Origin of the sequence: Glutamicibacter sp. NPDC087344, assembly GCF_044744225.1 — a bacterium.
In the GTDB taxonomy this organism is placed as follows: domain Bacteria; phylum Actinomycetota; class Actinomycetes; order Actinomycetales; family Micrococcaceae; genus Glutamicibacter.
This window is the reverse complement of record NZ_JBIUXY010000003.1, coordinates 428,743-451,634: the sequence shown is the minus strand read 5'-3', so window position 1 is coordinate 451,634 and position 22,892 is coordinate 428,743. Positions and strand designations below refer to the sequence as shown.

Sequence of the window (22,892 nt, the reverse complement as noted above, 5' to 3'; positions counted from 1 at the left end):
CGCTTAGCTACGGACCTTCAGGGTCGGCATCCCGAGGTTGGTGCGTCCCGGCTGGCTGCTAGCACCGGTGCTCGGCACACCGCAGCTCTCCGCCTGCGAACGATCCCAGGCGTCCCCCGCACGCGAACGACGCAGGTGGTACTGTTCCGCGGTCGGGTCAGAGACCAGGTGGAATGCGGCGACCTCGGTGATCGGCAAGGTGACCAGATCACCCGGCCGCGGGGTTTGTTCACCCTCTGGGACGGTGAAGTGCACCAAGCGCTGGTCCTGCGAACGGCCCGATAAACGATGCGTCTGCTCAGCCTTGCGTCCAGCGTTCTCGGTCACCAAGACCTCCACGGTGCGCCCGAGCTGCTTTGCATTTTCTTCCTTGGCAATGCGGTCCTGCAGTGCGGTCAAACGCTCGTACCGTTCCTGCACAACGGCCTTGGGAAGCTGATCTTCCATGGTGGCGGCTGGGGTGCCGGCACGCACCGAGTACTGGAAGGTATAGGCGGAAGAGAAACGGGAGGCCTCGACAACGTCGAGGGTGGCCTGGAAGTCCTCCTCTGTTTCGCCGGGGAATCCGACAATGATGTCGGTGGTGATCGCTGCCTGCGGGATGCGGTCGCGTACCTTGTCCAGGATTCCGAGGAACTTCTTCGAGCGGTAGGAACGCCGCATCTCTTTGAGCACTCGGTCGGAACCGGACTGTAGCGGCATGTGCAGCTGAGGCATCACGTTCGGGGTTTCTGCCATGGCTTCGATAACGTCGTCGGTGAAGGCCGCCGGGTGCGGGCTGGTGAAACGCACACGCTCCAAGCCTTCAATTTCGCCACAGGCACGCAGCAGCTTGCCGAAGGCCAAACGGTCTCCGAATTCGACGCCGTAGGAGTTCACGTTTTGGCCCAATAGGGTCACTTCGATGGCCCCGTCGTCAACCAGTGCCTGAATCTCCGCGAGAATTTCGCCCGGACGGCGGTCGCGCTCCTTGCCTCGAAGCGAAGGGACGATGCAGAATGTGCAGGTGTTGTTGCAACCTACCGAGATGGACACCCACCCTGCGTAGACCGACTCTCGTCGAGTAGGCAGTGTCGAGGGGAAGACATCCAGTGATTCAAGAATCTCCAGCTCGGCCTGTTTGTTATGTTCCGCGCGGTTCAGCAACGCAGGCAAGGAGCCGATATTGTGGGTCCCGAAAACCACATCAACCCAGGGGGCTTTTTTGATGATGGTGTCTCGATCTTTCTGAGCTAGGCATCCGCCAACGGCTATTTGCATCCCCGGGCGGGAATCCTTCACCGTCTTGAGCATACCGAGGTTGCCGTAGAGTTTATTGTCGGCATTTTCGCGCACAGCACAGGTGTTGAACACAACAACGTCAGCGACTTCGTCGGGTTGCTCATCCGACTTTCGCGCTAGTCCGGCGTCTTCGAGCAATCCAGACAGGCGTTCGGAGTCATGGACATTCATCTGGCAACCGTAGGTACGCACCTCATAGGTACGTGGCGCGGTCTCGGAATGTGTGGGTGTGGGGTTGGAAGCTAGCTCAGTCACCTATCCAGATTACCGAATTGCTGCGCTTGGTGAAACGTGAGCACCTCAAATGGGTTGAATGGGAGAATACTCAAATCATCTTTTGAGCAACGACTAAGGTCACCTGGTCAGCCATCGACCTGGGTGAGCATCCCTACCGCACGCGGGTCGCTAACCGATTTGGCAATCCCGCCAGGATCACCGGTGGACCTGCGCGCGATCCCGGATCCCGAAAGCGATGCACGCAGCGGATCAACGTCGGTGTTTTTGCCTGAGTGTTCCGGCGCGCGGCACCCCAGCGGCAGCCGCGCGTAAAGTCCTAATCGTGCTGCCCGAAACGTGCGTCCCATTCTTCCCGGGCGACTCTAAACGCCATGCCGCCGTTGTAGCCTTTGCGCCCGAGCATACCCACCAACCGGCGCAGAGACCTGTCGCGGTCAATCCCCATGGATTCTGGTCGTAGTTTGGTTCGAACCAGTTCTCTGGCGCGTTGTTCTTCGGACTCGTCATCAATCTGTTCAAGGGCTTGCGCCGCGGTCTCATCATCGATGCCTTTGGTCCGCAATTCGCGTTTGATCGCGCCGCGTGCCAAGCCCTTGGAACGCGCCCGGGCGGTAACCCAGGTCGTGGCAAAACGCTCGTCGTCCACGAGATTGATCTGCGCGTAGCGTTCAATTACCTCATCGGCAATGTCTTCGGGACATTCTTGCGCTAAGAGTTTGTCCTTGAGCTGTTTAGCCGTTTTATCGCTCGCAGTGAGCTGCCGCAAAACAATACCGCGAGCCTTCTCTCGCCATTGATCATCACCCAGGAGCTCAACTTCACCGTCGGCTCTAGCGGCCCGTTTGGCTTGACGTGCTTGGCTTCGTTCCTTTTTCGTGGGTGATGCCGGCGCGGGAGCGGAGAGAATCTCATTCATCGCAGCGCGAAGCTCATCCACGCTTTCCGGTTTCTTTTTTTCTTGAACCGGCATGCTGGCGATCACTCGACGATTGCCTGCCAGCGGCTGTTGCACGTCCTCCCCGGCGCTTTTTGAGGCAGAGTCTTCATCCACGGCTTCAGTCGTTTCGATTTCAGCCGGATCGGGCCGGGCCCATTCGGGCATATCGGCGAGGTCCCCCTGAAATTCGTTGGAAACGGACGTAGCGTCCGATCCGGAACTGAATCCGGATCGGACGCTACGTCGTTTGAAGCCTGAGCTCACTACTTATCGCCCTCGACGACTCGCAGTTCGGTCTCTTCTTCCTCAACTTCCTCTGCTGGTAATACACCAAGCTTCTGCAAGATTTGACGCTCCAGCTCGGTGGCCAGGTCCGGGTTATCACGCAAGAACCGGCGGGCATTTTCCTTACCCTGACCAAGCTGGTCGCCATCATAGGTGAACCACGCACCGGACTTCTTCACCAGGTTGTGCTCGACACCCATATCGATGAGCGAACCTTCGCGAGAAATGCCGTGACCGTACAGGATGTCAAACTCAGCCTGCTTGAACGGAGGAGCCATCTTGTTTTTGACGATCTTTGCACGGGTTCGGTTACCAACAGGGTTGGTGCCTTCTTTGAGGGTTTCAATTCGGCGGATATCGATACGAACCGAAGCGTAGAACTTCAGGGCCTTACCACCGGTGGTGGTTTCCGGGCTGCCGAAGAAGACACCAATCTTTTCACGAAGCTGGTTGATGAAAATTGCGGTAGTCTTCGACGCCGAGAGGCGGCCGGTAATCTTTCGCAGCGCCTGGGACATCAGACGCGCCTGAAGACCCACGTGGCTGTCGCCCATTTCGCCTTCAATTTCAGCACGTGGAACCAGAGCGGCCACCGAGTCAATGACGATGATGTCCAAGGCTCCGGAGCCAACCAGCATATCCATGATTTCCAGGGCCTGCTCACCGGTATCCGGCTGGGAAACCAACAGCGCATCCGTGTCCACACCGAGCTTCTTGGCATATTCCGGATCCAACGCGTGCTCAGCATCGATGAATGCGGCGATGCCACCGTTACGCTGGGCGCTAGCTACCGCATGCAATGCAACGGTGGTCTTACCCGAAGATTCCGGACCGTAGATCTCAACAACACGACCACGCGGAAGCCCGCCAATACCCAGAGCGACATCCAGTGCGACCGAGCCGGTTGGAATTACTTCAATGGGGGCGCGAGCTTCTTCACCCAGGCGCATGACCGAGCCCTTACCGAAGGCCTTGTCGATCTGGCCTAGAACAGACTCGAGCGCCTTTTCCCGATCATTATTTGCTGCCATGGTTCACCTTTGCTTATGCAAGCCATCAATCGACCTGCCCACGATTTTTTGTCCTGCATTAGACAGTATGAGCGCCTACCGACACTTTGGACCCGTGGATCCAAAAAGTGTGGACAAACCCTGAGTTTAAGTTTTCACAGACGGTGCTCCGCCTCGTTTACACACAACTCTATCCGAATAGATGTTCGAAAATCAACGTGAGTGTTTCGAATACTCGAAACTGCCCGATGGGGGCTACGATTCCTTGGGTTCAATGTCGACCCCAAGCCAACGTTCAGCGGGTACATCTTGCGCACGGCACAACGCTTCCCACACCTGTTTCGGCTTGATCCCCTTTTTCAAGGCATCACTGGCCGTCAAGCTATCAAGTTCAGACAGGGCCATGGAGTCGGCCAGTACATGTGAGTACCGCGGGCCGAATTCATTCTCCATATTCCGCCAAAAGTCACTAAGTCGCACTGAAACAGTCTCCCACGAATGAGGCGAGGGCCCACGCATTTGCGTGGACCCTCGCCCGTCGGGCCAGCCGTCAACCGGCAACCCTTACCAAGTATGTAAACCCTAGACCGACGCCAATGGCTTGTCGTTCCGGGTTGCCGCGAACTCGTTGGCCATATCGGTTGGCACGGTGTCCGGGATCGCGATCCCCTCGGCCAGCGCAATGCGCTCCGATACTTCACGCAACATGAGCGAAAGTGGAATCTCCAGCGCGGAACAGATCGAGGAGAGCAGCTCCGAGGAGGCTTCCTTCTGTCCACGTTCAACTTCCGATAGGTAGCCCAATGAAACACGAGCGCTATGGGAAACCTCGCGGAGGGTACGACCCTGACGCTGGCGGACGTCTCGCAGGACGTCACCGATTTCATGACGGAGTACTACCATTTTGTGCTCCTCCTTCACGGGCTGGACCATACGGGCTTCTCCCATATCGCGCCAACGGACAACACCATTGACTGTGACGGGTTGCTTGACCATAAATTTAGCCTTTGCTCCTAGGTCCATCTCGAAGATCTATTCATTACGGGGGCCATCCTTGTGGCCCTACAGTTCGTACAACGACATGTCATTCGAATTTGTTCCCGTGTTATTACCCTAATCATAGATTTGCGATCTACGCCACAAAACTTCGGTTGATTTCGGAAATTCTCGGGAAAAACAGTATTTCTGGCGTTACTGTGAAGAAGCTTTACCCAATATGGAAGCTAGCTGATTGATGGCGGCTTGGGTGCTCTGTTCACGGATTTGTGCCCGGTCACCCACAAAATGATGCTCGCGGGAACCCGATTCGTTGTTGAACGCCCAGCCAATGAAGACAGTTCCCACCGATTTGCCATCGTGGGCTTCGGGGCCTGCAACCCCTGTCGCAGACACTGCCACATCTGCTCCGCAGGCACGTTGAGCACCAACAGCCATCTGTCGAGCAACCTCGGGGTCCACCGATCCGCTTACTGCCAACAGCGAGGCATCAACTCCGAGAACCGAGATTTTGACATCGCTGGAGTAGCTCACTACACCGCCGCGCAACACGGCCGAAGCGCCTGGGACCTCCGCGAGGGTCGCTGCGATCAAACCGGCGGTAAGCGATTCAGCGGTGGCAATCTGAAGCTTCTGTTCGCTGGCCATTGATATCACTGATGGTGCCTGGTGCCTCATATGTCGCTCCCCGGGAATATGGATGGTGCGCATCGGGTAGTTACCCGACGCGCACCGGATGATGTGCCGAGTGATTCGGCTGACTACTCAGCGTTCTTTTTGTAGGCGGTGCGTACCGCTACCGCCTTGAAGATGTACTCAATGCCGGTCACCACGGTGACCGCAACGGTTGCCAGCATCAGCCACCACGAAACGGTGTACAGCCATTCAATGGTGTGGGTCCACGGAAGCAAATACAGCCCAATAACCACGGCCTGCATGACGGTTTTGATCTTGCCGCCCATGTTCGCGGGAATCACGCCGTACCGGATGACTACCACCCGCAACAGGGTGATACCCCACTCGCGGATCAGGATGGTCAAGGTGACCCACCACGGCAGCTCGACCAGGATGGACAGACTGACCAGTGCCGAGCCGGTCAGCAGCTTATCCGCGATGGGGTCGGCGATCTTACCGAAATTGGTGATCAATCCGCGGCTGCGGGCAAGGTCCCCATCCAGCTTGTCGGTATACATTGCCAAGACAAACAGCGCCAAGGCGATCCAGCGCCACAGGCCGTAGGTGCTCTCATCGGCAAACAGGGCCCAGATAAAAAACGGGACCATGATGATGCGGATGGTGGTCAGCACATTGGCGATATTCAGTGTCGGAACCGGCTGTGCTGCGTCATGCGAAGCTTGATCACTCATGATGTCAGTTTCTCCCTGTCAGGTCCCAGGCATCCTCACCGGAGCCCTCGTCGTCGGAGCCGTCGAAATAATCGACGGCCTGCGGGCGGTCATCCAGGTCTTTGGCAACCAGGTCCTCAGCATATTCTGCCACCGGATCTGCATGGTTCACATTCGCCTCATTCACCAGTGCCTGCTCGGTGGCGGAAGCCGGCGTTGCGGCTGGGTCATCCCCGCGCATCGCGGCCAGCACCATAGGCAGGTCGTCGGGCTTGATCAGCACATCGCGGGCCTTGGAACCCTCTGAAGGGCCCACCACGCCGCGCGACTCCATCAGGTCCATCAGGCGCCCGGCCTTGGCAAAACCGACACGCAGCTTGCGCTGCAGCATCGAGGTGGAGCCGAACTGGCTGGTGACCACCAGCTCGGTAGCCTGCAGCAGCAGCTCCAGATCGTCTCCGATATCCTCGTCGATTTTCTTCTTTTCCGCGACCGGCATGACATCGTCGCGGTATTCGGGCTGCAGCTGGGCCTTGACGTGTTCCACCACGCGGTGGATCTCCGACTCGGTGACCCAGGCGCCCTGCACACGCATGGGTTTCGAGGTGCCCATCGGCAGGAACAGGGCGTCGCCCTGCCCCAAGAGCTTCTCCGCGCCCGGCTGGTCCAGGACCACACGGGAGTCGGTGACCGAGGAGGTCGCAAACGCCATACGCGATGGCACGTTGGCCTTGATCAGGCCGGTGACCACATCCACGGACGGGCGCTGGGTCGCCAGCACCAGGTGGATGCCGGCGGCGCGGGCCAGCTGGGTGATACGCACAATCGAGTCTTCCACGTCGCGTGGGGCGACCATCATCAAGTCGGCCAGCTCGTCCACGATCACCAACAGGTACGGGTAGGGCTTAAGCACACGCTTGGAACCCTCCGGAGGGTGCACCTTGCCGGCCTTGACTGCCTTGTTGAAGTCGTCGATGTGTTTGTAGCCGAAGTTCGCCAGGTCGTCATAGCGGGTGTCCATCTCACGCACAACCCAACCCAGCGCCTCCGCGGCTTTTTTCGGGTTCGTAATGATCGGTGTGATCAGATGCGGAACACCTTCATAGGCGGTGAGTTCCACGCGCTTGGGGTCAACCATCACCATACGGACCTGGTCCGGGGTTGAACGCATCAGGATCGAGGTGATCATCGAGTTCACGAATGACGATTTACCTGCGCCCGTCGCACCGGCGACCAACAGGTGAGGCATCTTGGCCAGGTTGGCGACAACAAAACCACCCTCGACGTCCTTGCCCACACCCATCACCATTGGATGCTCGGTTTTGCGCGCGTTCTGGCTGCGCAAGACGTCGCCCAGGGCGACAACTTCCTTGTCGGTATTGGGGATTTCGATGCCGATGGCGCTCTTGCCCGGAATCGGGGACAGGATACGCACATCCGAGGAGGCCACGGCGTAGGAGATGTTTTTGGACAGCGCGGTGACCTTCTCCACCTTGGTGCCGGGCGACAACTCGATCTCGTAGCGGGTAACCGTGGGGCCGCGGGAGAACCCGGTGACCTTGGCGTCCACCTTGAACTGCTGCAAGGTGTTGGTCAGCGCATCAACCACTACCTGGTTTGCTTCCGAGGCTTCCTTGGCTGGCGGGCCCGGGGGCAGGTAGTCGGCCGCGGGCAACGTATAGGTAATATCCCCGGACAGTTGCAGCTGTTCGGTCCGGGCCGGAATGGGGGCCTGCGGAGAGCCAGAAAGGCCCGCGGCACGCGAGGACACCTGGTCCATGGCGCTGGTGGCCGCCTCAGGCTCGGACTTCAGCCCAATGCTTTCCATGATCTGAGCCATCTCGGCCTCGGCCTTGGTGGGTCGTTTGACGCCCGGCGGAGGTGTCTGGGTCTCGGGCTGCAGATCCTCGGGTTCCTCGTCGAGGTTTACAGTGGCATGGGCGACCGTCGGATGTTCGGAGATCAGCTGTTCCCGAGAAAGCGCCTGGGTGGCCGCTTCATCTGCATCGAATACCTCTGCCGAACGGTTGCGGTGCACCGCCGGCAATGCGGTGGTGGCCGCCTCGGCCGGATGCGCTTCTTCTTCGTCTATGACCGCCTTGTCATAGGCGATGTCACCGCTTCGTTCGGCATCGGCGTGGCCGTCCACGTCATATACTTCGGTGACCTTGCGGGCCGCCGCGCGGCGCTCAAAAAATCCAGGTTTCTTTTTCTTGACGGGAGCGGCTTGTTCTTCCTGCGGATACAGGTAGGACTGATCGTGGTCCTCGGAATCCGGAGTCAGTTCGGTGTCCGACACGGTGTTGCGTGGCGTGGCGCGGGCCGGGCGTACCGTATCCGGGTCCTGGCCCAGGAGCCGGTTGTAACCGGTACGAATGCGGGTGGGGATCTGGGTAATCGGAGTTGCGGTGACAATCAGTACCGACATGAATTCAAGGAAAATGAATACTGCCATGGCACCGGGTACCGAGATCAACAGTCCCAGCGGGGTACCCAAGATGGAGCCGGCCATGCCGCCAGCGTTCCACAGCACGTCAAAGTCTTCGGAGACCGCCGGGGAACCATTGGCCAAAGACGCCAGGGCTGAACCGGACAACGTCATGATCAGCAGCCCAATGCCGATGCGGTTGTTCTCGGTCACCGCTTCCGGGTACCGGAATAACCGGAAGGCGCCGATAAACAAGATGATCGGCAGCAGCACCGCCATAAACCCAAGGGTTCCGCCGACAACGGCATGCACACCGATGCCGAACCAGCCGGACTCACGTAGTCCCCACCATTCGATGATCGCCACAACAATGGCAATCAGGGCAAGGAACAGCCCGGTGCCGTCGCGGCGCAGCTCGTAGTCGGGCTTGACGGTGCCGCCAATACGTCGGAAGGCACCACCGAAGATCCGGGCAATGCCCATCCACACGCTGCGAATAACACGCAGTGGCAGAGGCAGGTCCTGCTCCGGATTGTCGGTGGGTTTCTTGGAAGACGAAGTGCCTGACGCCTTGGGTTTACGCGTCGTAGGTTTCTTCGCCCCCTGAGACTGGGTACGTGGGGCCATAATTCTAGGGTATCGCCAACGGCTGGGAACGTACCGAATATACACGTGAACTCACACCCTCAAGAGGCGCTAGAGAATAATCACGCACGCAGGTTGGAGGAATCAGCTGTTGCTGTCTAGCCAGGCGCTGGCGATATCGTCCGCGGACTTCTGGTCCACCGTGCTCTGGACGTTCAGGGCGATCAGTTCGTCGGCGGAAAGCTTGGCGCTGACCGGATTGATAACTACCGCAAGCTCTTCGGCCTTGTCGGCTTCGATCACCGGGATCACGTTGGAAGCGAGAAATAGTGCCTTGGGGTCATCCAGGACTACCAGGTTGTCGGTTTTGATCCGCGGGTCCGCGGTAAACACGTTGGCCACATTTACCGTTCCGGCGTTCAGGTCTTCCACGGTGGTGTCTCCCGTGGCGGAGAAAGCCACGTCGACTCCGTAGATCTTGCTTAGGCCTTTCGGGCCGTAAGGCCGTTCGGCCAGTTCCGGTGGCCCGCCGAGGGTGAGTTTCTGTGACACTTTCGCCAAATCCTCGATCGAGGAGAGGCTATTGTCCTGGGCGAACTTCTCGGTGACCGTATAGGAGTCCTGGTCCGAGGCCTGGGCCTGGTCCAGCACCGCCAGGGAGTCGGGCAGCGCCTTGCCGAGTTCGTAGTAGACCTCATCCGATGCACGGGCGATGGTGTCTGGCTTGAAATACTGCAGCAGGTTTCCGGTGTATTCAGGCATGATGTCGATGCTGCCGTTCTCCAACTGCGGCATGTACGCATCGCGCTGCCCGATGTTGAACCGCCGTTCCACGGTGAACCCGGCCCTTTCCAGCGACTGGGCGTAGATCTCCGCGATGATCTCATTTGAATAGTACGCCTGTGATCCCACGACCACGCTCTTGTCCGCAGTGCCGGAGGCGCCGGCGCTGGGCTCGGTGGCTAGCGGATCGCTGGAGCCGCATCCAGCCAGTGCCAGCATTCCGGCCAGTGCCAGTACCGAACCTGCCCGCGCCTTGTGCGTTGGGAACTTCATGTTCGTGTCCTTTCAATGGGGCGATCTATCTCTAATGCAAGGGTGCTTTCGCCGTCGCTGGCGGCGGAGACGTGCGTGATCCGCAAGCCGCGAGGCACGGACATCTTCTGGGCCAGGGCCATCAACAGTTCCAGGACGAGCGCTAGCGCCGCGACCATGAGCGCGCCGCCGAGCACCATATCGTAGCGTCTGAGGTTCAGGCCGGTGATGATCGGCAGGCCTAGTCCTCCGAGGTTGATGTAGGCGGCGATGGTGACGGTGGCGGCCACCTGCAAGATGGCAGAGCGCAGGCCCCCCACCAACAGCGGCCGCCCCAGCGGGATTTCAACCTTGGCCAAGATCTCGTGTTCGGTCATGCCCATGGCGCGGGCGGCGTCAATGGTTTTCCGGTCAATGGTTTCCAGCCCGGTATAAGCGCCGGCCAGGATGGACGGAATGGCGAGAAGTACGAAAGTGATGATTGCGGCTTCCGGCTTGTGCAGCACCCCTGCCAGCAACACCAACAGGATCAGCAGACCGAAGGAGGGAATTGCCCGGGCCAGCCCGGAAGCGGCCACCGCGATTTCTCGGCCCCGGCCGGTGTGGCCGATGGCCCAGCCGGCCGGGATGGCAATGACCGCGGCAATCGCGACGGCGAGCGACGTGTACATCAGATGCTGGCCCAGCAGGAGCAGCAACGAGTTGGCCCCGCTCCACTGGGCGGGGTCGGTGAGCCAGGCAAAGGCTTCGAGCAGCAAGTTCATAGGATGCCTGCTGCCTTCGGTGCGGCTTTCCGGTCCCGGCGTGCGCGAAGCGGCTGCGCTGCGGCCCAAGGCATGAGCCAACGGCCGGCCAGCACCAGCAGCAGATCGATGAGCAATGCGATCAGCGCCACAGCGAGGACACCGGCAAGCACCTCGGGGATGATGCGTCGTTGCAGCCCGTTGATGAACAGGTAGCCTAGGTTCGTCACACCGATCAGAATGCCCACGGTGGCCAGCGAGATGGTGCTGACCGCGGTGACACGCAGACCGGCGAGGATCACCGGGGCGGCCAGCGGAAGCTCCACCGCGGCGAAGCGCCGTCCAGGGCCGAAGCCCATGGCTGTGGCGGCCGAACGCGTCTGCGGATCAACCGAGTCCAGGCCATCCACCACGCAGCGGACCATGATGGCCAGCGCATAGAGGATCAGCACCACGATGAGGTTCGCCTCGCTGATGGCGCTCATCCCGGTGATGACAGGCACGATCATCAGCAACGCCAGCGACGGGATGGTGTAGAGCAGGCCGGTACCGGTCACCACCAGGCCGCGCAGCGCCCGGTAGCGCCAGGCAGCCCAGCCCAGTGGCAGCGAGACCAGGAATCCTGCGGCAATCGCCCACAGGCTTTGGCGCAGGTGCTCCAGGGCCAGCGTCCCGATCAGGTCGAGGTTCTCCAGGATCCAGCTCATGCCCGATTTAGGTCCTGCTCGTCGACCAAGCGCCCTTGGGTCTTGCCCTGGGAGTCCACCAGCACTGTCCCGGTGGGCGTCTGTTTGAGGCGCAGGGCACGCTGACCGCGTTCGGCCCCGATGAAGGATGCGACAAAATCGTTAGCCGGAGATTCGATGATCTGGCTGGGGCTGCCCACCTGAAGCTTCCGGGCTTGACCTGAGAGGATGACCACCTGGTCTCCCAACAGGAACGCTTCCTCGATGTCATGGGTGACGAAGATGATGGTTTTGCCCAGCTCCCGCTGCAGCCGCAGCAGCTCCTGCTGCAGCTCGGTGCGGACGATCGGGTCCACCGCGCCGAAGGGCTCGTCCATCAGCAGGATGTTCGGTTCCGCGGCAAGTGCCCGGGCGACGCCGACGCGCTGCTGCTGGCCACCGGAGAGCTGGTGCGGGTACCTGTCGGCAAGGCTGGAATCCAGTCCCACCGTCGCTATGAGTTCCAGTGCTCGCTGGCGGGACTTACCGCGGGGGGTTCCCTCCAGCCGTGGCACCGTGGCGATATTTTCCGCGACGGTGAAGTGCGGCAGCAGTCCGGCGTTCTGCATGACATAGCCAATGCTTCGACGCAGCTGTACTGCGGACCCTGTACCGACGTCCTGCCCGTCGATCCTAATGCTCCCGGCGGAGGGGTCAACCATGCGATTGACCATGCGCAACAGTGTCGTCTTGCCACACCCGGAAGAACCGACGAACACCGTAGTGCGATGCGCGGGCACTTCGAGCGAGAATTCGCTGACCGCCGTGGTGCCGCCCAGGTAGCTCTTGCTGACTGCATCGAATTCGATCATGGGCGGACACCTGTTGCATCCTGGATCTGCGGCGCGCGCTGAGCAGCTGGCCTCTGGAGATCTGTCGGTGCGTTCATTTGCCCCATTCTGCCCAATCAAACGCTTCCGGCACAGTGCCGCGCGTGAATCTTCAGCATTAGTCCAGTTTGTCATCCCAGATCAGAAACTTTTAGGAGAAAACAAAACAATGACCCCGCGAAATTCTCGGCGAGATTTCGCGGGGTCATTGACAACTTTTTAGAAGGACTGCCACTGCTCGATATAGGACGGGGCGCTCAGGCTCCCGAAGCTGATTCCCAGCACGAGCAGGACAATCGTAATAATCCATGCGGTCTTCTTGTGCTGCTCATACCCGGCAAGGCGGTATCCGTACTTATCACGCATGGCACCAACCAGGATCAGGATGATGTCAATGAGTGCCCAAATGCCCAATCCACCGAAGGTAACCAGCTTCAGGATTCCCGTACCGACCTTTCCCAGGTAGAAACGGTCGATTCCCAGTCCGCCGAGGAACCATGACAGCAGCCAGGTGGCGATAAAGCTTTTGCCACCTTCTCCGCTGCCGTTCTGCTGTTGGTACGGGTTTGACTGGTAAGGGTTACCGCTGTTGGGGTAGTTTCGCTGATTTGGTGGAACAGACATGAAGTATCCTCGAAGGTCGACTGACGATGGTGATGATGATGCGGGAACTGGGCGTGATGATGACTCGCTAGTCGGTCATAAACACATCTGATATATAGATTCCCCGGAAACCACACTAGCGATAGATGAGTGATAACGCCAACTACCGCGCCCAGTGGGACTTCCGCTTCCACAGTCCTCGAGTCATGAGTCGCGAGCCAAGGACATGGAGATCAGGATCCATGCGGTGAGCATGGAAACCACAAGATACGTGCTCATGGTCCAGAGCCAGAATTCAGCATGCGCGGACGGCAAGACGACCGCGAGCACCCCGCATGCAACTAGCATTGCTGACACCGCAGCACCGGCGAGGCCTGACAGCCGTCGAGGTGTCTCGTTGACTGATGCATTCCATCGACGGTGCAACGCCAGGCCACCAAGCGTGCCGAGTCCGGGGATCAAGCCCGCCACGATTCCGAGCAGCGCCCCGTTAAGCAGGCTCACGAAAACGATGATGCCAAGTTCTCCCCAGGGCGCGACTTCGCCAGTGCTGTTCAGAACACCCTGCCAGTGGACAACGAGCCCGCCAATGGACCCCAGAAGTGCGCCCGCGAGGCCGAATCCAAGAACCATCCGTGGTGCGATCCGCTGTGACTGGCGCGGCATAACCCCTGCCAGTGGGCCACATTCGTTAGAAGGCACAGGTTCTCCCGTCAATTGTTCTTGGATCGGTTCAGCACCAAGATCACCCCGAAGGCGAGGGCGAAACACACCGCCAGCAGCCCACCGGACAAGCTGTAGATTATCCCCACATCCGGGTCCTCACTCAGAACAGCAGTGAAAATCACTAGGGCTGGAAGCAAGCCGCCAGCCATGGAGCCTAGACCTCCGCCTGCCGCTTGGAGAAGAGCAGTCGCCTCGGGAGCACGGAATTCCAAGATCCCCAGTGCCGCGTACGTCCCTGCCCATGAGAGGACACCCACCCCAACTCCGCACAGCAGCGCGATGGGCAGAATCGTGAATAAGAATTCAAGATCTAGGCTTGCAGCAGAATTTACCGGGTCAAACATCACGATGACCGTTAGTGCGCCAGTTACTGCGCCCAAGCCGACAGCCGCAAAAAACAGTTGCTTATTCATGGTGCCCAGCGCACGCGCCCGTTGATGGATCATGCGCTCATCCTAACCCGATGCCACCAAAACACGTCACGATACGCTCATTGACGTGTCGTTTTTCTGAGGCGCCGTTAAACGTCGGTATGGGTCCGCTTCTGGCACCCCGGAGGCACAAAAAAAGAACCCGCCATGCGAACGCGGTGGCAGGTCCTTTTGAGTTTGTGGCGCGAGCGGAATACCTGATCCGGCTATTTGGCCACGGTTTTTGTGGTGGTTGATGCCGCCCAGGTTGCCGTCGGAATCGTCAACCGGTAACTCTTCTTTTTCGACTGCTTCACGGTGATTTTCGCCGTTCCCTTTTTCAAGTCAACAGTCTTCAAGGTTTTCCAGGTTTTACCCGACTTCACCTGGAATTTCGCCTTCTTGGCGTTGTACTGCGCGTAACGGTACTTCTCCGGCGCATACACCTGCGCAGTGGCGGTCAAGGTGACCTTGCTTCCCGAACGGGTGGCCTTCAGCGTGCTCTTGGTTTTCCCGCGAACGTTGAACGTCTTGCTGGTGTTGTCCGTGTAGTAGCTGTAGTCCGAGAAATAGTCACCGAAATACGAATCCCAGTAGTCGTATTCGGCGCTGATGTCAGCTGGACCCACCTTGTAAACGCCGAGCCCGTCATAGCTAGGGCAGATAAAAGCCCTGTCCGAAATCTTCCGGCCGTCCATCCACAACGAATCAACTAGACCGCCGTTGCGCGTGACGTCGATAATGCCGTAGGAATCAACAAAATCCGACTTAACCTTGGTGCTGGCCTTCACCGAAACATTGCGGCAGCTTGAATCCGCAACGGTGATTGATGAAACCGTGTACCCGGTAATATCTATCGGACGTTCGCTGGCTTGTGCCGGCACTGCGGCGAAGCCCAAAGCACCGACAAGTCCAAGTGCTGCAAGCGAGCCCAGGGCGCGCTTTAACAGAGTTTTTCCCATGAATTCCCCCAGTGTGAATGCGAGTGCAATATCTAGGCGATATCGACTTCACCATAGTTTATGTGAGGGGTTCGACATTTTGGCTGGTCGTGGCACAATATTTCGCACTCAGTCGTGATCTGGATTCAATTCAGGGGCTGACTTGATGGTGCGCGGGGTGCAATACGATCCGAGTAGCGGGAAAATCATCGCACTGGCAGGTAGCCAGGCTGTTTCATGATCGTTTTCCCCAAAATAAAAGAACCCCACCAAAAAGTGGAGTTCTTTTATTTTGGGCAGCTTTCGAGGACCTATGCTTCGAGAACTACCGGCACAATCATGGGTCGACGGCGCAGCTTGCGGGAGACCCACGAGCCGATCACACGACGGGTAATCTGCTGCAGCTGGTGAGTGGTGTGGTTCGGATTATTCGAAACCGCCTCCACAATCGCCGCCGCGATTTTTGGCTTGATCTCGTTAAAGACCGAATCTTCCTCGGCCACACCGCGAGCGTGGATGTCCGGCCCGGAGATGATGGTGCCATTCTGGCGGTTGATCACGGTGATCACCGAGATGAAGCCTTCTTCACCCAGGGTGACACGGTCCTTGAGGTCGTCATCCGTGATGGTGCCGACCTTTGAGCCGTCCACGTAGACGTAACCGCATTCAACCTGCCCGACAAGCTGGGCAACCCCGCCCTTGAGATCGATGACCGAGCCGTCCTCGGCCAACAGCACGTTCTCCTCCGGCACCCCCGACTGTGCGGCCAGTCGGCCGTTGGCAATCAGGTGGCGGGTTTCGCCGTGGACCGGCAACACATTTTTCGGACGCAGGATGTTGTAGCAGTACAGCAGCTCGCCGGCGGAGGCGTGGCCGGAGACGTGCACCTTGGCCATGCCCTTGTGAATGACCTCGGCGCCAAGGCGCATCAGGCCGTTGATGACACGGAAAACCGAGTTCTCGTTACCCGGGATCAGGCTGGAGGCCAGGATCACGGTGTCGCCCGGGTTGATCTGCACCTTGTGCTCGCCATTGGCCATCCGGGAGAGCGCTGCCATTGGCTCGCCCTGCGAACCGGTGGACATCAGCACCACCTTGTGGTCCGGCAGCTGGTCGATCTGCTTGAGGTCGACCAAAACACCCTGCGGGATATCGAGGTAGCCCAGGCGTTCGGCGATGCCCATGTTGCGCACCATCGAGCGTCCGATGAATGCCACCTTGCGACCGTGCATTGCCGCGGCATCGAGCACCTGCTGCACACGGTGTACGTGCGAGGAGAAGGACGCGACGATGATGCGACGGCGGGCGCGGGCGAACTTGGCTTCAAGGACCGGACCGATTTCGCGTTCGGCCACGGTGAAACCCGGAACCTCGGCGTTGGTGGAGTCCGGCAGGAACAGGTCCACACCTTCCTCACCCAAACGTGCGAAGTGGCGCAGGTCGGTGATGCGTCCATCCAGCGGCAACTGATCCATCTTGAAGTCGCCGGTGTGCAGCACGGTACCGGCTTCGGTGCGCAGGAACACTGCCAGTGCGTCTGGAATGGAGTGGTTGACCGCAACAAATTCACACTCGAAGTTGCCGACCTGAGCGATCTCGCCTTCCACCACGATGTTGGTGTTGGCTTTGATGCGGTGCTCAGCCAGCTTGGCTTCAACGAAGGCCAGGGTCAGCTTGGACCCGTACAGTGGGATGTCTTCGCGTAGGCGCAGCAGGTACGGCACCGCACCAATGTGGTCCTCATGGCCGTGGGTGAGCACAAGGCCCACCACATCGTCCAAGCGATCCTTGATGTATGAGAAGTCCGGCAGGATCAGGTCCACACCAGGCTGGTGCTCTTCGGGGAAGAGCACACCGCAGTCGATGATCAACAGCTTGCCGTCGAGCTCGAAAACGGTCATGTTTCGGCCAACTTCGCCCAAGCCGCCGAGGGGAACAATACGCATTGTCCCCTTCTTCAACTTGGCCGGAGTCTGCATGCGTGCAGAATCGGCCTTTCCTACTGAATTCTCAGTCATATGCGGTTATACCCTTTCGTTACAGATCCCATCCGCCTTCACGTAGGTCCGTGCGGATAGCATCAAGTTCTGCGTCCGACGGTGCCACAAGCGGCAGCCGGACGACGGTGTTCGGCAGGACACCCTGCCAGTGAAGTCCATATTTTGCGGCAACGGCGCCCTGAACGTGGCCCATGATGCCGCGCTGGATCGGATCCAGCTCGAAGTGTGTGGTGCGTGCAGTGGCCAAATCGCCAGCATGCATTGCATTAACAAGGGTACGGTACTTAGCTGCCGCGACGTGAGCCGAGACCGAAACCACGCCGACGGCACCGGCGGCCATCAATGGCAGGGTCAAGCCGTCATCACCCGAATACACATGCAGGTTGGTTTTAGCCAACACGGTGGTGGTGGACTGGTAGTCGGCCTTGGCGTCCTTCAACGCAATAACCTGAGGGATCTTAGCCAGTTCAATGATGGTCTCAGGGGCCAGTGAAATACCTGCCCGCCCAGGGATGTCATACAGCATCACTGGTAGTTCAACAGCTTCGGCAATCGCCTTCACATGGGCAATAACTCCGGCTTGGCTTGGCTTGTTGTAGTACGGGGTGGTGATCAGAATCCCGTCCACCCCAGTTTCCTTGGCGGCCAGCGAAAGCTTGATCGAGTGTCGGGTGTCATTGGTGGTAGACCCCGCGAGCACCGCGGCGCGCTCGCCGACAGCTTCAACAACCGTGCGGAACAGCCCGAGGTTCTCCTCATCGGTCAGGGTTGAGGTTTCACCCGTGGTTCCGGTGACAACCAATCCGTCGCAGCCATCGTCCACTAGTTTGATGGCTAATTTTGCAGCCGTTTCATAATCGACTTCACCGGCGTCGGTGAAGGGTGTGACCATCGCGGTCAGCACCGTGCCAAAGGGGAACGCCTGATTATCAATTGCACTTGTAGCCATGGGATTAAATCTACACTCGCGCATGTTGCTATGGCATCTTTCAGCGAATCCGTGATGCCATGATTTCATGGACCAAACGAATCGACCATCACGGCTACTCGGAGTGGATGCGGCCCGCCTTGCAGCCATCTTGGGGATGTTCGCGGCCCATGTTTTTAACCTCTACGAGCGAGAGTCTCAAGGGGCCTACTCCCCTACGTTTACCGGGGCTGTAGCCTCTGGGCGAGCCTCGGTTTTGTTTATGGTTTTGGCCGGGGTTTCACTCACGCTCTTAGTTCGTTCGATGGCGCGCAGAGGCTATCCCAACCCCAAGATTTACTCAGCCCTTGCCCTGAGAGCATCAATAATTGCCGTGCTCGGAATGCTTATTGGGCCGGCAAATGACGGCATCGCAATCATTCTCGTTCACTATGGATTACTTTTTCTGTTGCTTCCACTGGCTCTCAGACTCTCAAGAGTAACAATTTGGATAGTCTCAGCCTCCTGGCTCCTGATCATGCCTATACTGTGGCGCCCCCTTGCTTTTGCGTGGGCGGGCCAAACGTTGGGTCACAATCCCACCTTCACCGACCTGCTAACACCAGGACTTCTCTTCAAGGACCTCTTGGTCACCGGCTACTATCCGCTCATGGTGTGGTTCGGTTACGGGCTTCTAGGCATCGCCATCGGTCGCACCGCATTGGCCCTGCCCCGAACGGCCATAAGGTTCACGGCGTGGGGTACCGGAATCGCGGGGCTGACACTAGCCCTAGGCTGGTTCGCCACCCGCCAGTTTCTAGACCAGATTGCAGCCACCACCAAGATTCCGCTATCCAATGCAAGCACCCTCGTACTTACCGGCCGGCTCCCCCGCGTGACCATGGACCCGTTCATGGCAGAATCCGCCTATCTCTGGCTGCCCACCGCACACAGCAACTCACTGATTTTCACCATTCATGCGGCGGCCTGCGCCGTCGCGGTCATCGGCATCATGCAATTGGCCGTCCCCCATTTAGGGAAGCTCGGACGGTTTATGGCCGGTGCGGGGCGAGCCCCGCTGACACTCTACGTAGGACATATATTGCTCCTGCCGCTCTTGCAGGACTTCCTGGAGCCGATAACCATTTGGTGGATCCTGTGCGCTGCGACAGCAGTCCTCGGACTCTGGCTTGGTTTCAGCAAGGCGACCGGCCCCTTGGAATATGTGGTGCGTGTGCTCAGCGGCGCAGACTCCGATCCTCCGGACAACAACGCACGTTCGCTGCCACGCTGAACACGAGCCGGTCAGGACAGCAACAGGTCCCCGCTTCCTCAGGTAGGAAGGTGGGGACCTGTGTTATTCGATCGAGTTAAGACTGCGGTTAGGCTGCGCTGGTTTTTCGTTCTTGGAGCCAAAATCCGATGGAGGTTCGCATCGAATTACGGGCACGGCGTTTGTCTCCGCAGGCTTCATAGGCCAAGGCCAGACGATACCAGGATTTCCACGACTCGGGATTCTCTTCGACATCGTGCTGATGGCGTGGGAAATCCGCGTCTGCCGCTTCGCGGACGAAACGGCCCGAAGGCATTCGCGGGAGATCCTCGGGAAGCTCTCCAAGCTTAGCCAGGGTTTTGCCCATGCTCTCGGTACGCAAACCGAACAGTACTTCACGAATCAAGATCCACACACCAAAAGCGGGGATCACTAGAATCGCAACACCCATGACTTTTGCTGTCACCGAATCGGTGCTCAAGAATCGGAACGCCTGGGTGAAGGCCATACCGATATACAGCGCGAACAGGAGCAGGATGCCACCGACCCAAAGTTTGGTCTTCACTGGCCAAGCTCCAAGTAGCCGTCCAGACCATAGGTCAGGCCGGGGTGGGCGGCCACTGTACGCAGGCCAAGCAAGACCCCGGGCATAAATGATGCGCGGTCAAAGGAGTCATGGCGCAGGGTGAACTGTTCTCCCGGGCCTCCGAGCAGCACTTCTTGGTGTGCCACCAACCCACGCAGTCGTACGGAGTGGACGTGGATGCCGTCAACATCCGCTCCGCGTGCACCGTCCAACTGGGTTTCGGTGGCATCCGGGCTGGGCCCGACACCGGCAGCTTCACGAGACTTCGCAATTAGTTCGGCGGTACGCACCGCGGTGCCGCTGGGGGCATCTACCTTGTTCGGGTGATGCAGTTCAATGATCTCCACCGACTCAAAATACTTGGCAGCAGTCGCAGCGAACGCGCTGGCCAGCACCGATCCAAGGGCGAAGTTGGGGGCAATAAGCACACCGAGATCCGGGTGCTGGCTCAAAAGCTCTTCCAACGCCGCCCGGCGTTCATCATCCCAGCCGGTGGTGCCAACAACAGCATGCAGCCCGTGTTCGATAGCGAAGCGAACGTTTTGTTCCGTCGCGGTCGGGACGGACAGATCAACGATGTGGGTAGCACCGGCGTCAATGATCAGCTGAAGATCATCTCCGCGTCCCAAACTCGCTACCAGTTCCATATCTTTTGCGTCGGTGACGGCCTTAACCGCTTCCAACCCCATACGTCCGGCCGCGCCGAGCACGGCCACCTTGATCTGTGCACTCATAGCTTAAAGACTATCGCCAACACCTGCATCACACTGATTTGCGTGACAAGACGCTCACGCACCGGTTTCGCGCGACAGGCTCACGCTGTGTTTCCTCTGATACTCGATTCCAACACGGTGGCGGTCATTGGTTTTCACCTTCGACTGGGCAAAAATAGTACATAGACGAAAACGAACGACAGGCAATTACGGTGGGTCACAAAACCAAACGATTCGGAATCGGCACGCTGTCGATAGTTACTCTCGCATTGGGGCTCTGCGGCTGTGGCGCATCGAGCGAACCCGGTGCCCTTTCAGACGACGAACAGCAAGTGATCGTTGACCTCGTCCAAGACCAAGGAACAGATTTCGATGCTCCGTCGTGTCAGGTGGAAGTATTCCGCATTGACGATCCCAATACTTTTGGCTGGGCAACCTGCACCGAAACACAAAAGGTGGAAGCGCAACCAGTTGCCCAGGCGATAGCTTTCCCGTTCAGGATCACCGGGGACAAGGTTCAGAAACCCGCGGACGGCAAGCAGTTTGAGCAGGACGTGAAAAAGCTTTTCCCCGAGGACCTGTGGACCGCCGTTGACCAGCATCAGCGCGGGGCCTGAGCCGCGAACTCATTGATAGTCACGACCCGCTTCCACTGGGAATCGCATCAAGTCGCTGTATTCCGCCAAGCTCGGATTCTCAAAGGATGACCTTCAAATCCGTGGCGGGCAGGTGCTTGATGGACAAGAAGCCAATGGGCGCAAAAACAGGCGCAAAAACACCATCAAACAAACCCCGGGTGAACACGGCGGCAGGTTCAAGATCCAAGATTTGCATCAAAAGACTTGAACCAGCCTCCCGCCAGAAAACTTCAAACTACAGGCCGAGGGCTGCCTCGTTGTCAAAAGGCCCCACAACAGTGATCACCCGTTCTTGGGCGGCAAGCTCCTGAGCAAGCTGTTGAACCTGCTCTGCGGTGACCGCATGAACGCGGGCCAGCGCCTCATCAATGTCTTGGAATTCTCCGGTAATCATTTCGGCTCGACCCAATCGCGACATCCGGCTTCCTGGGTCCTCCAAGGCGAGCACCGTGCCACCGGCCAGCTGTCCCTTGGCTTGGCTGAGTTCTTCGGCCGAAATCCCCTGGCTTGCCAGTCGATCCAGCTCCGCTCCGAGCAGGCCGATCACCTCAGCGGCCTTCGCCGGCGCGCAACCTGCATACATCCCGAAGTACCCGGCATCCGTGTAGGCAGCAGAGAACGAATAGGTCGAGTACGCCAACCCACGCTTTTCACGCACTTCCTGGAAGAGCCGCGAACTCATCCCGCCGCCGAGCACCGCGTTGAGTACCGCGAGCACCTGTCTGCGGTCATCATGCCCGGTGATGCTGGTGCAGCCGACAATGATATTCGCCTGTTCCACCGGACGGTTGATAATTTCAAGTCCGGGGATGCTGGTGATTTTTGCCGGTTCCGGATTTCGTCGAGGCTCCGGGACAGCCAAGGGGTCCAGTTCCCAACCGGCTTCGTTCAGCGCCGTCATCAGCATGGCGCAGAGCTCGTCGTGATCCAATGAGCCGGCGGCGGTCACGATCAGTTCACTGGGGCGGTAATGAGCCCGGTAGTGTTCCATGACCGCTTCGCGGGAAATCTTCATGATTTCTTCCGGGCTGCCTCCAATGGGACGGCCCAGGGAGTGCTCCCCCATCACCCGAGCGACAAAATGCTCGTGGGCAACATCGGTAGCATCATCGGCGTCCATGGCGAGCTCTTCGATGATGACACCGCGTTCTTGCTCCAGCTCGTGCGGATCGATCACCGCCGAGGTCACCATGTCGGCAATGACTTCCAAAGCCATCGGCAGGTCGGTGTCCAATACCCGGGCGTAGTAACAGGTAGATTCCTTGGCCGTCGCCGCGTTGGATTCACCGCCAACCGCGTCGAATGACTGGGCGATCTCCAAGGCGGTGCGTTTGCTGGTTCCCTTAAACAGCAGATGCTCCAAGAAGTGGGTGGAACCGAAGTGCCCCGCTTCTTCGTCGCGCGACCCCACCGGCACCCAAAAACCTACCGTCGTCGAACGTTGCCCGGGCATGGCTTCGGTCAGCACTCGAACGCCGCCTGGCAAGATACTGCGACGGACTTCCGACCCGCCCTCACCGCGATGCACTAGCGTGAGGTCCGCCGGATCGAGGCTCGAAAATTGCTGATCCTCCACCGAATACAACGGCAACGGAATCATGACCACTGGGTACGTCCTTAGATCGCTCGAAGACAGCCAGCATCCAGCTGGCATTGG

25 protein-coding genes are annotated in these 22,892 nt (G+C 58.9%); 3 read left to right on the top strand and 22 right to left on the bottom strand.

Going from position 1 to position 22,892, the window contains the following annotated elements:
* Nucleotides 1–3: 3 nt before the first annotated feature.
* The gene (gene miaB, locus ACIOWL_RS07395) at nt 4–1,536 is read right to left on the bottom strand and encodes a tRNA (N6-isopentenyl adenosine(37)-C2)-methylthiotransferase MiaB (RefSeq protein ID WP_400383166.1); all 1,533 of its coding nucleotides are present in this window, start codon (nt 1,534–1,536) and stop codon (nt 4–6) included.
* 123 nt (nt 1,537–1,659) lie between these two features.
* On the opposite strand from miaB, the gene ACIOWL_RS07390 reads away from it, so the two are divergent.
* The gene (locus ACIOWL_RS07390) at nt 1,660–1,830 is read left to right on the top strand and encodes a hypothetical protein (RefSeq protein WP_400383164.1); all 171 of its coding nucleotides are present in this window, start codon (nt 1,660–1,662) and stop codon (nt 1,828–1,830) included.
* A gap of 4 nt (nt 1,831–1,834) precedes the next feature.
* Here the strand turns inward: ACIOWL_RS07390 and ACIOWL_RS07385 are convergent, their stop codons facing one another.
* The 17 genes from ACIOWL_RS07385 to dapA form a co-directional block, all read right to left on the bottom strand.
* Nucleotides 1,835–2,569, bottom strand: a complete 735-nt coding sequence (locus tag ACIOWL_RS07385) for a regulatory protein RecX (protein ID WP_400383162.1) — start codon at nt 2,567–2,569, stop codon at nt 1,835–1,837.
* Nucleotides 2,570–2,718: 149 nt separating this feature from the next.
* Nucleotides 2,719–3,771: a recombinase RecA gene (gene recA, locus ACIOWL_RS07380; RefSeq protein ID WP_400383160.1), complete on the bottom strand. Its 1,053-nt coding sequence runs from the start codon at nt 3,769–3,771 to the stop codon at nt 2,719–2,721.
* Between the two features lie 234 nt (nt 3,772–4,005).
* Nucleotides 4,006–4,269 carry a DUF3046 domain-containing protein gene (locus ACIOWL_RS07375; protein ID WP_400383158.1) on the bottom strand — a complete coding sequence of 88 codons (264 nt, stop codon included), beginning with the start codon at nt 4,267–4,269 and terminating at the stop codon, nt 4,006–4,008.
* A 63-nt stretch (nt 4,270–4,332) separates the two neighbouring features.
* Entirely contained in the window at nt 4,333–4,746 is a 414-nt protein-coding gene (locus tag ACIOWL_RS07370; protein ID WP_400383156.1) for a helix-turn-helix domain-containing protein, read from the bottom strand.
* Between the two features lie 195 nt (nt 4,747–4,941).
* A complete protein-coding gene (locus ACIOWL_RS07365) occupies nt 4,942–5,394 on the bottom strand; it encodes a CinA family protein (RefSeq protein WP_400383154.1) in 453 nt (150 codons plus the stop codon).
* Nucleotides 5,395–5,507: 113 nt separating this feature from the next.
* Nucleotides 5,508–6,113, bottom strand: a complete 606-nt coding sequence (pgsA, locus tag ACIOWL_RS07360) for a CDP-diacylglycerol--glycerol-3-phosphate 3-phosphatidyltransferase (protein WP_400383152.1) — start codon at nt 6,111–6,113, stop codon at nt 5,508–5,510.
* Between the two features lie 4 nt (nt 6,114–6,117).
* Nucleotides 6,118–9,147, bottom strand: a complete 3,030-nt coding sequence (locus ACIOWL_RS07355; RefSeq protein ID WP_400383150.1) for a DNA translocase FtsK 4TM domain-containing protein — start codon at nt 9,145–9,147, stop codon at nt 6,118–6,120.
* A 102-nt stretch (nt 9,148–9,249) separates the two neighbouring features.
* Entirely contained in the window at nt 9,250–10,161 is a 912-nt protein-coding gene (locus ACIOWL_RS07350; protein WP_400383148.1) for an ABC transporter substrate-binding protein, read from the bottom strand.
* Entirely contained in the window at nt 10,158–10,904 is a 747-nt protein-coding gene (locus ACIOWL_RS07345; RefSeq protein WP_400383146.1) for an ABC transporter permease, read from the bottom strand. Before ACIOWL_RS07345 ends, ACIOWL_RS07350 begins: the two co-directional genes overlap by 4 nt.
* Nucleotides 10,901–11,590 carry an ABC transporter permease gene (locus tag ACIOWL_RS07340; RefSeq protein WP_400383144.1) on the bottom strand — a complete coding sequence of 230 codons (690 nt, stop codon included), beginning with the start codon at nt 11,588–11,590 and terminating at the stop codon, nt 10,901–10,903. Before ACIOWL_RS07340 ends, ACIOWL_RS07345 begins: the two co-directional genes overlap by 4 nt.
* Nucleotides 11,587–12,420 (bottom strand): ABC transporter ATP-binding protein, encoded by an 834-nt coding sequence (locus tag ACIOWL_RS07335; RefSeq protein ID WP_400383142.1) that lies wholly within the window; start codon nt 12,418–12,420, stop codon nt 11,587–11,589. Before ACIOWL_RS07335 ends, ACIOWL_RS07340 begins: the two co-directional genes overlap by 4 nt.
* Nucleotides 12,421–12,657: 237 nt before the next feature.
* Nucleotides 12,658–13,062 carry a TM2 domain-containing protein gene (locus tag ACIOWL_RS07330; RefSeq protein WP_400383141.1) on the bottom strand — a complete coding sequence of 135 codons (405 nt, stop codon included), beginning with the start codon at nt 13,060–13,062 and terminating at the stop codon, nt 12,658–12,660.
* Nucleotides 13,063–13,245: 183 nt separating this feature from the next.
* Nucleotides 13,246–13,707, bottom strand: a complete 462-nt coding sequence (locus tag ACIOWL_RS07325; RefSeq protein ID WP_400383139.1) for a hypothetical protein — start codon at nt 13,705–13,707, stop codon at nt 13,246–13,248.
* A 47-nt stretch (nt 13,708–13,754) separates the two neighbouring features.
* Nucleotides 13,755–14,213, bottom strand: a complete 459-nt coding sequence (locus ACIOWL_RS07320; protein WP_400383137.1) for a hypothetical protein — start codon at nt 14,211–14,213, stop codon at nt 13,755–13,757.
* 191 nt (nt 14,214–14,404) lie between these two features.
* Nucleotides 14,405–15,139 (bottom strand): hypothetical protein, encoded by a 735-nt coding sequence (locus tag ACIOWL_RS07315; RefSeq protein ID WP_400383135.1) that lies wholly within the window; start codon nt 15,137–15,139, stop codon nt 14,405–14,407.
* A 290-nt stretch (nt 15,140–15,429) separates the two neighbouring features.
* The gene (locus ACIOWL_RS07310) at nt 15,430–17,136 is read right to left on the bottom strand and encodes a ribonuclease J (protein WP_400383133.1); all 1,707 of its coding nucleotides are present in this window, start codon (nt 17,134–17,136) and stop codon (nt 15,430–15,432) included.
* Between the two features lie 19 nt (nt 17,137–17,155).
* The gene (dapA, locus tag ACIOWL_RS07305; RefSeq protein ID WP_400383132.1) at nt 17,156–18,067 is read right to left on the bottom strand and encodes a 4-hydroxy-tetrahydrodipicolinate synthase; all 912 of its coding nucleotides are present in this window, start codon (nt 18,065–18,067) and stop codon (nt 17,156–17,158) included.
* Nucleotides 18,068–18,134: 67 nt separating this feature from the next.
* On the opposite strand from dapA, the gene ACIOWL_RS07300 reads away from it, so the two are divergent.
* Nucleotides 18,135–19,319, top strand: a complete 1,185-nt coding sequence (locus tag ACIOWL_RS07300; RefSeq protein WP_400383131.1) for a heparan-alpha-glucosaminide N-acetyltransferase domain-containing protein — start codon at nt 18,135–18,137, stop codon at nt 19,317–19,319.
* Nucleotides 19,320–19,407: 88 nt separating this feature from the next.
* Here ACIOWL_RS07300 and ACIOWL_RS07295 read toward each other — a convergent pair whose 3' ends face one another.
* Nucleotides 19,408–19,863 carry a tetratricopeptide repeat protein gene (locus ACIOWL_RS07295; protein WP_400383129.1) on the bottom strand — a complete coding sequence of 152 codons (456 nt, stop codon included), beginning with the start codon at nt 19,861–19,863 and terminating at the stop codon, nt 19,408–19,410.
* A complete protein-coding gene (gene dapB / locus ACIOWL_RS07290) occupies nt 19,860–20,618 on the bottom strand; it encodes a 4-hydroxy-tetrahydrodipicolinate reductase (RefSeq protein ID WP_400383128.1) in 759 nt (252 codons plus the stop codon). The genes ACIOWL_RS07295 and dapB overlap by 4 nt, the downstream gene beginning before the upstream one ends.
* 311 nt (nt 20,619–20,929) lie before the next feature.
* Between dapB and ACIOWL_RS07285 the strand changes: the two genes are divergently transcribed.
* Complete coding sequence (locus ACIOWL_RS07285) at nt 20,930–21,214, top strand: hypothetical protein (protein ID WP_400383126.1); 285 nt, start codon at nt 20,930–20,932, stop codon at nt 21,212–21,214.
* 79 nt (nt 21,215–21,293) lie between these two features.
* Here ACIOWL_RS07285 and ACIOWL_RS07280 read toward each other — a convergent pair whose 3' ends face one another.
* Nucleotides 21,294–21,431 (bottom strand): hypothetical protein, encoded by a 138-nt coding sequence (locus tag ACIOWL_RS07280; protein ID WP_400383124.1) that lies wholly within the window; start codon nt 21,429–21,431, stop codon nt 21,294–21,296.
* Nucleotides 21,432–21,470: 39 nt separating this feature from the next.
* Nucleotides 21,471–22,841 (bottom strand): M16 family metallopeptidase, encoded by a 1,371-nt coding sequence (locus ACIOWL_RS07275; RefSeq protein WP_400383122.1) that lies wholly within the window; start codon nt 22,839–22,841, stop codon nt 21,471–21,473.
* Between the last annotated feature and the right edge of the window lie 51 nt (nt 22,842–22,892).

Coding starts and splice junctions, on each gene's coding strand:
- recA (WP_400383160.1), bottom strand. CDS start 3,771: ATGGCAGCAAATAATGATCGGGAAAAGGCGCTCGAGTCTGTTCTAGGC.
- ACIOWL_RS07375 (WP_400383158.1), bottom strand. CDS start 4,269: ATGCGTGGGCCCTCGCCTCATTCGTGGGAGACTGTTTCAGTGCGACTT.
- ACIOWL_RS07370 (WP_400383156.1), bottom strand. CDS start 4,746: ATGGTCAAGCAACCCGTCACAGTCAATGGTGTTGTCCGTTGGCGCGAT.
- ACIOWL_RS07365 (WP_400383154.1), bottom strand. CDS start 5,394: ATGGCCAGCGAACAGAAGCTTCAGATTGCCACCGCTGAATCGCTTACC.
- pgsA (WP_400383152.1), bottom strand. CDS start 6,113: ATGAGTGATCAAGCTTCGCATGACGCAGCACAGCCGGTTCCGACACTG.
- ACIOWL_RS07355 (WP_400383150.1), bottom strand. CDS start 9,147: ATGGCCCCACGTACCCAGTCTCAGGGGGCGAAGAAACCTACGACGCGT.
- ACIOWL_RS07350 (WP_400383148.1), bottom strand. CDS start 10,161: ATGAAGTTCCCAACGCACAAGGCGCGGGCAGGTTCGGTACTGGCACTG.
- ACIOWL_RS07345 (WP_400383146.1), bottom strand. CDS start 10,904: ATGAACTTGCTGCTCGAAGCCTTTGCCTGGCTCACCGACCCCGCCCAG.
- ACIOWL_RS07340 (WP_400383144.1), bottom strand. CDS start 11,590: ATGAGCTGGATCCTGGAGAACCTCGACCTGATCGGGACGCTGGCCCTG.
- ACIOWL_RS07335 (WP_400383142.1), bottom strand. CDS start 12,420: ATGATCGAATTCGATGCAGTCAGCAAGAGCTACCTGGGCGGCACCACG.
- ACIOWL_RS07330 (WP_400383141.1), bottom strand. CDS start 13,062: ATGTCTGTTCCACCAAATCAGCGAAACTACCCCAACAGCGGTAACCCT.
- ACIOWL_RS07325 (WP_400383139.1), bottom strand. CDS start 13,707: ATGCCGCGCCAGTCACAGCGGATCGCACCACGGATGGTTCTTGGATTC.
- ACIOWL_RS07320 (WP_400383137.1), bottom strand. CDS start 14,213: ATGATCCATCAACGGGCGCGTGCGCTGGGCACCATGAATAAGCAACTG.
- ACIOWL_RS07315 (WP_400383135.1), bottom strand. CDS start 15,139: ATGGGAAAAACTCTGTTAAAGCGCGCCCTGGGCTCGCTTGCAGCACTT.
- ACIOWL_RS07310 (WP_400383133.1), bottom strand. CDS start 17,136: ATGACTGAGAATTCAGTAGGAAAGGCCGATTCTGCACGCATGCAGACT.
- dapA (WP_400383132.1), bottom strand. CDS start 18,067: ATGGCTACAAGTGCAATTGATAATCAGGCGTTCCCCTTTGGCACGGTG.
- ACIOWL_RS07300 (WP_400383131.1), top strand. CDS start 18,135: ATGGACCAAACGAATCGACCATCACGGCTACTCGGAGTGGATGCGGCC.
- dapB (WP_400383128.1), bottom strand. CDS start 20,618: ATGAGTGCACAGATCAAGGTGGCCGTGCTCGGCGCGGCCGGACGTATG.
- ACIOWL_RS07280 (WP_400383124.1), bottom strand. CDS start 21,431: ATGCAAATCTTGGATCTTGAACCTGCCGCCGTGTTCACCCGGGGTTTG.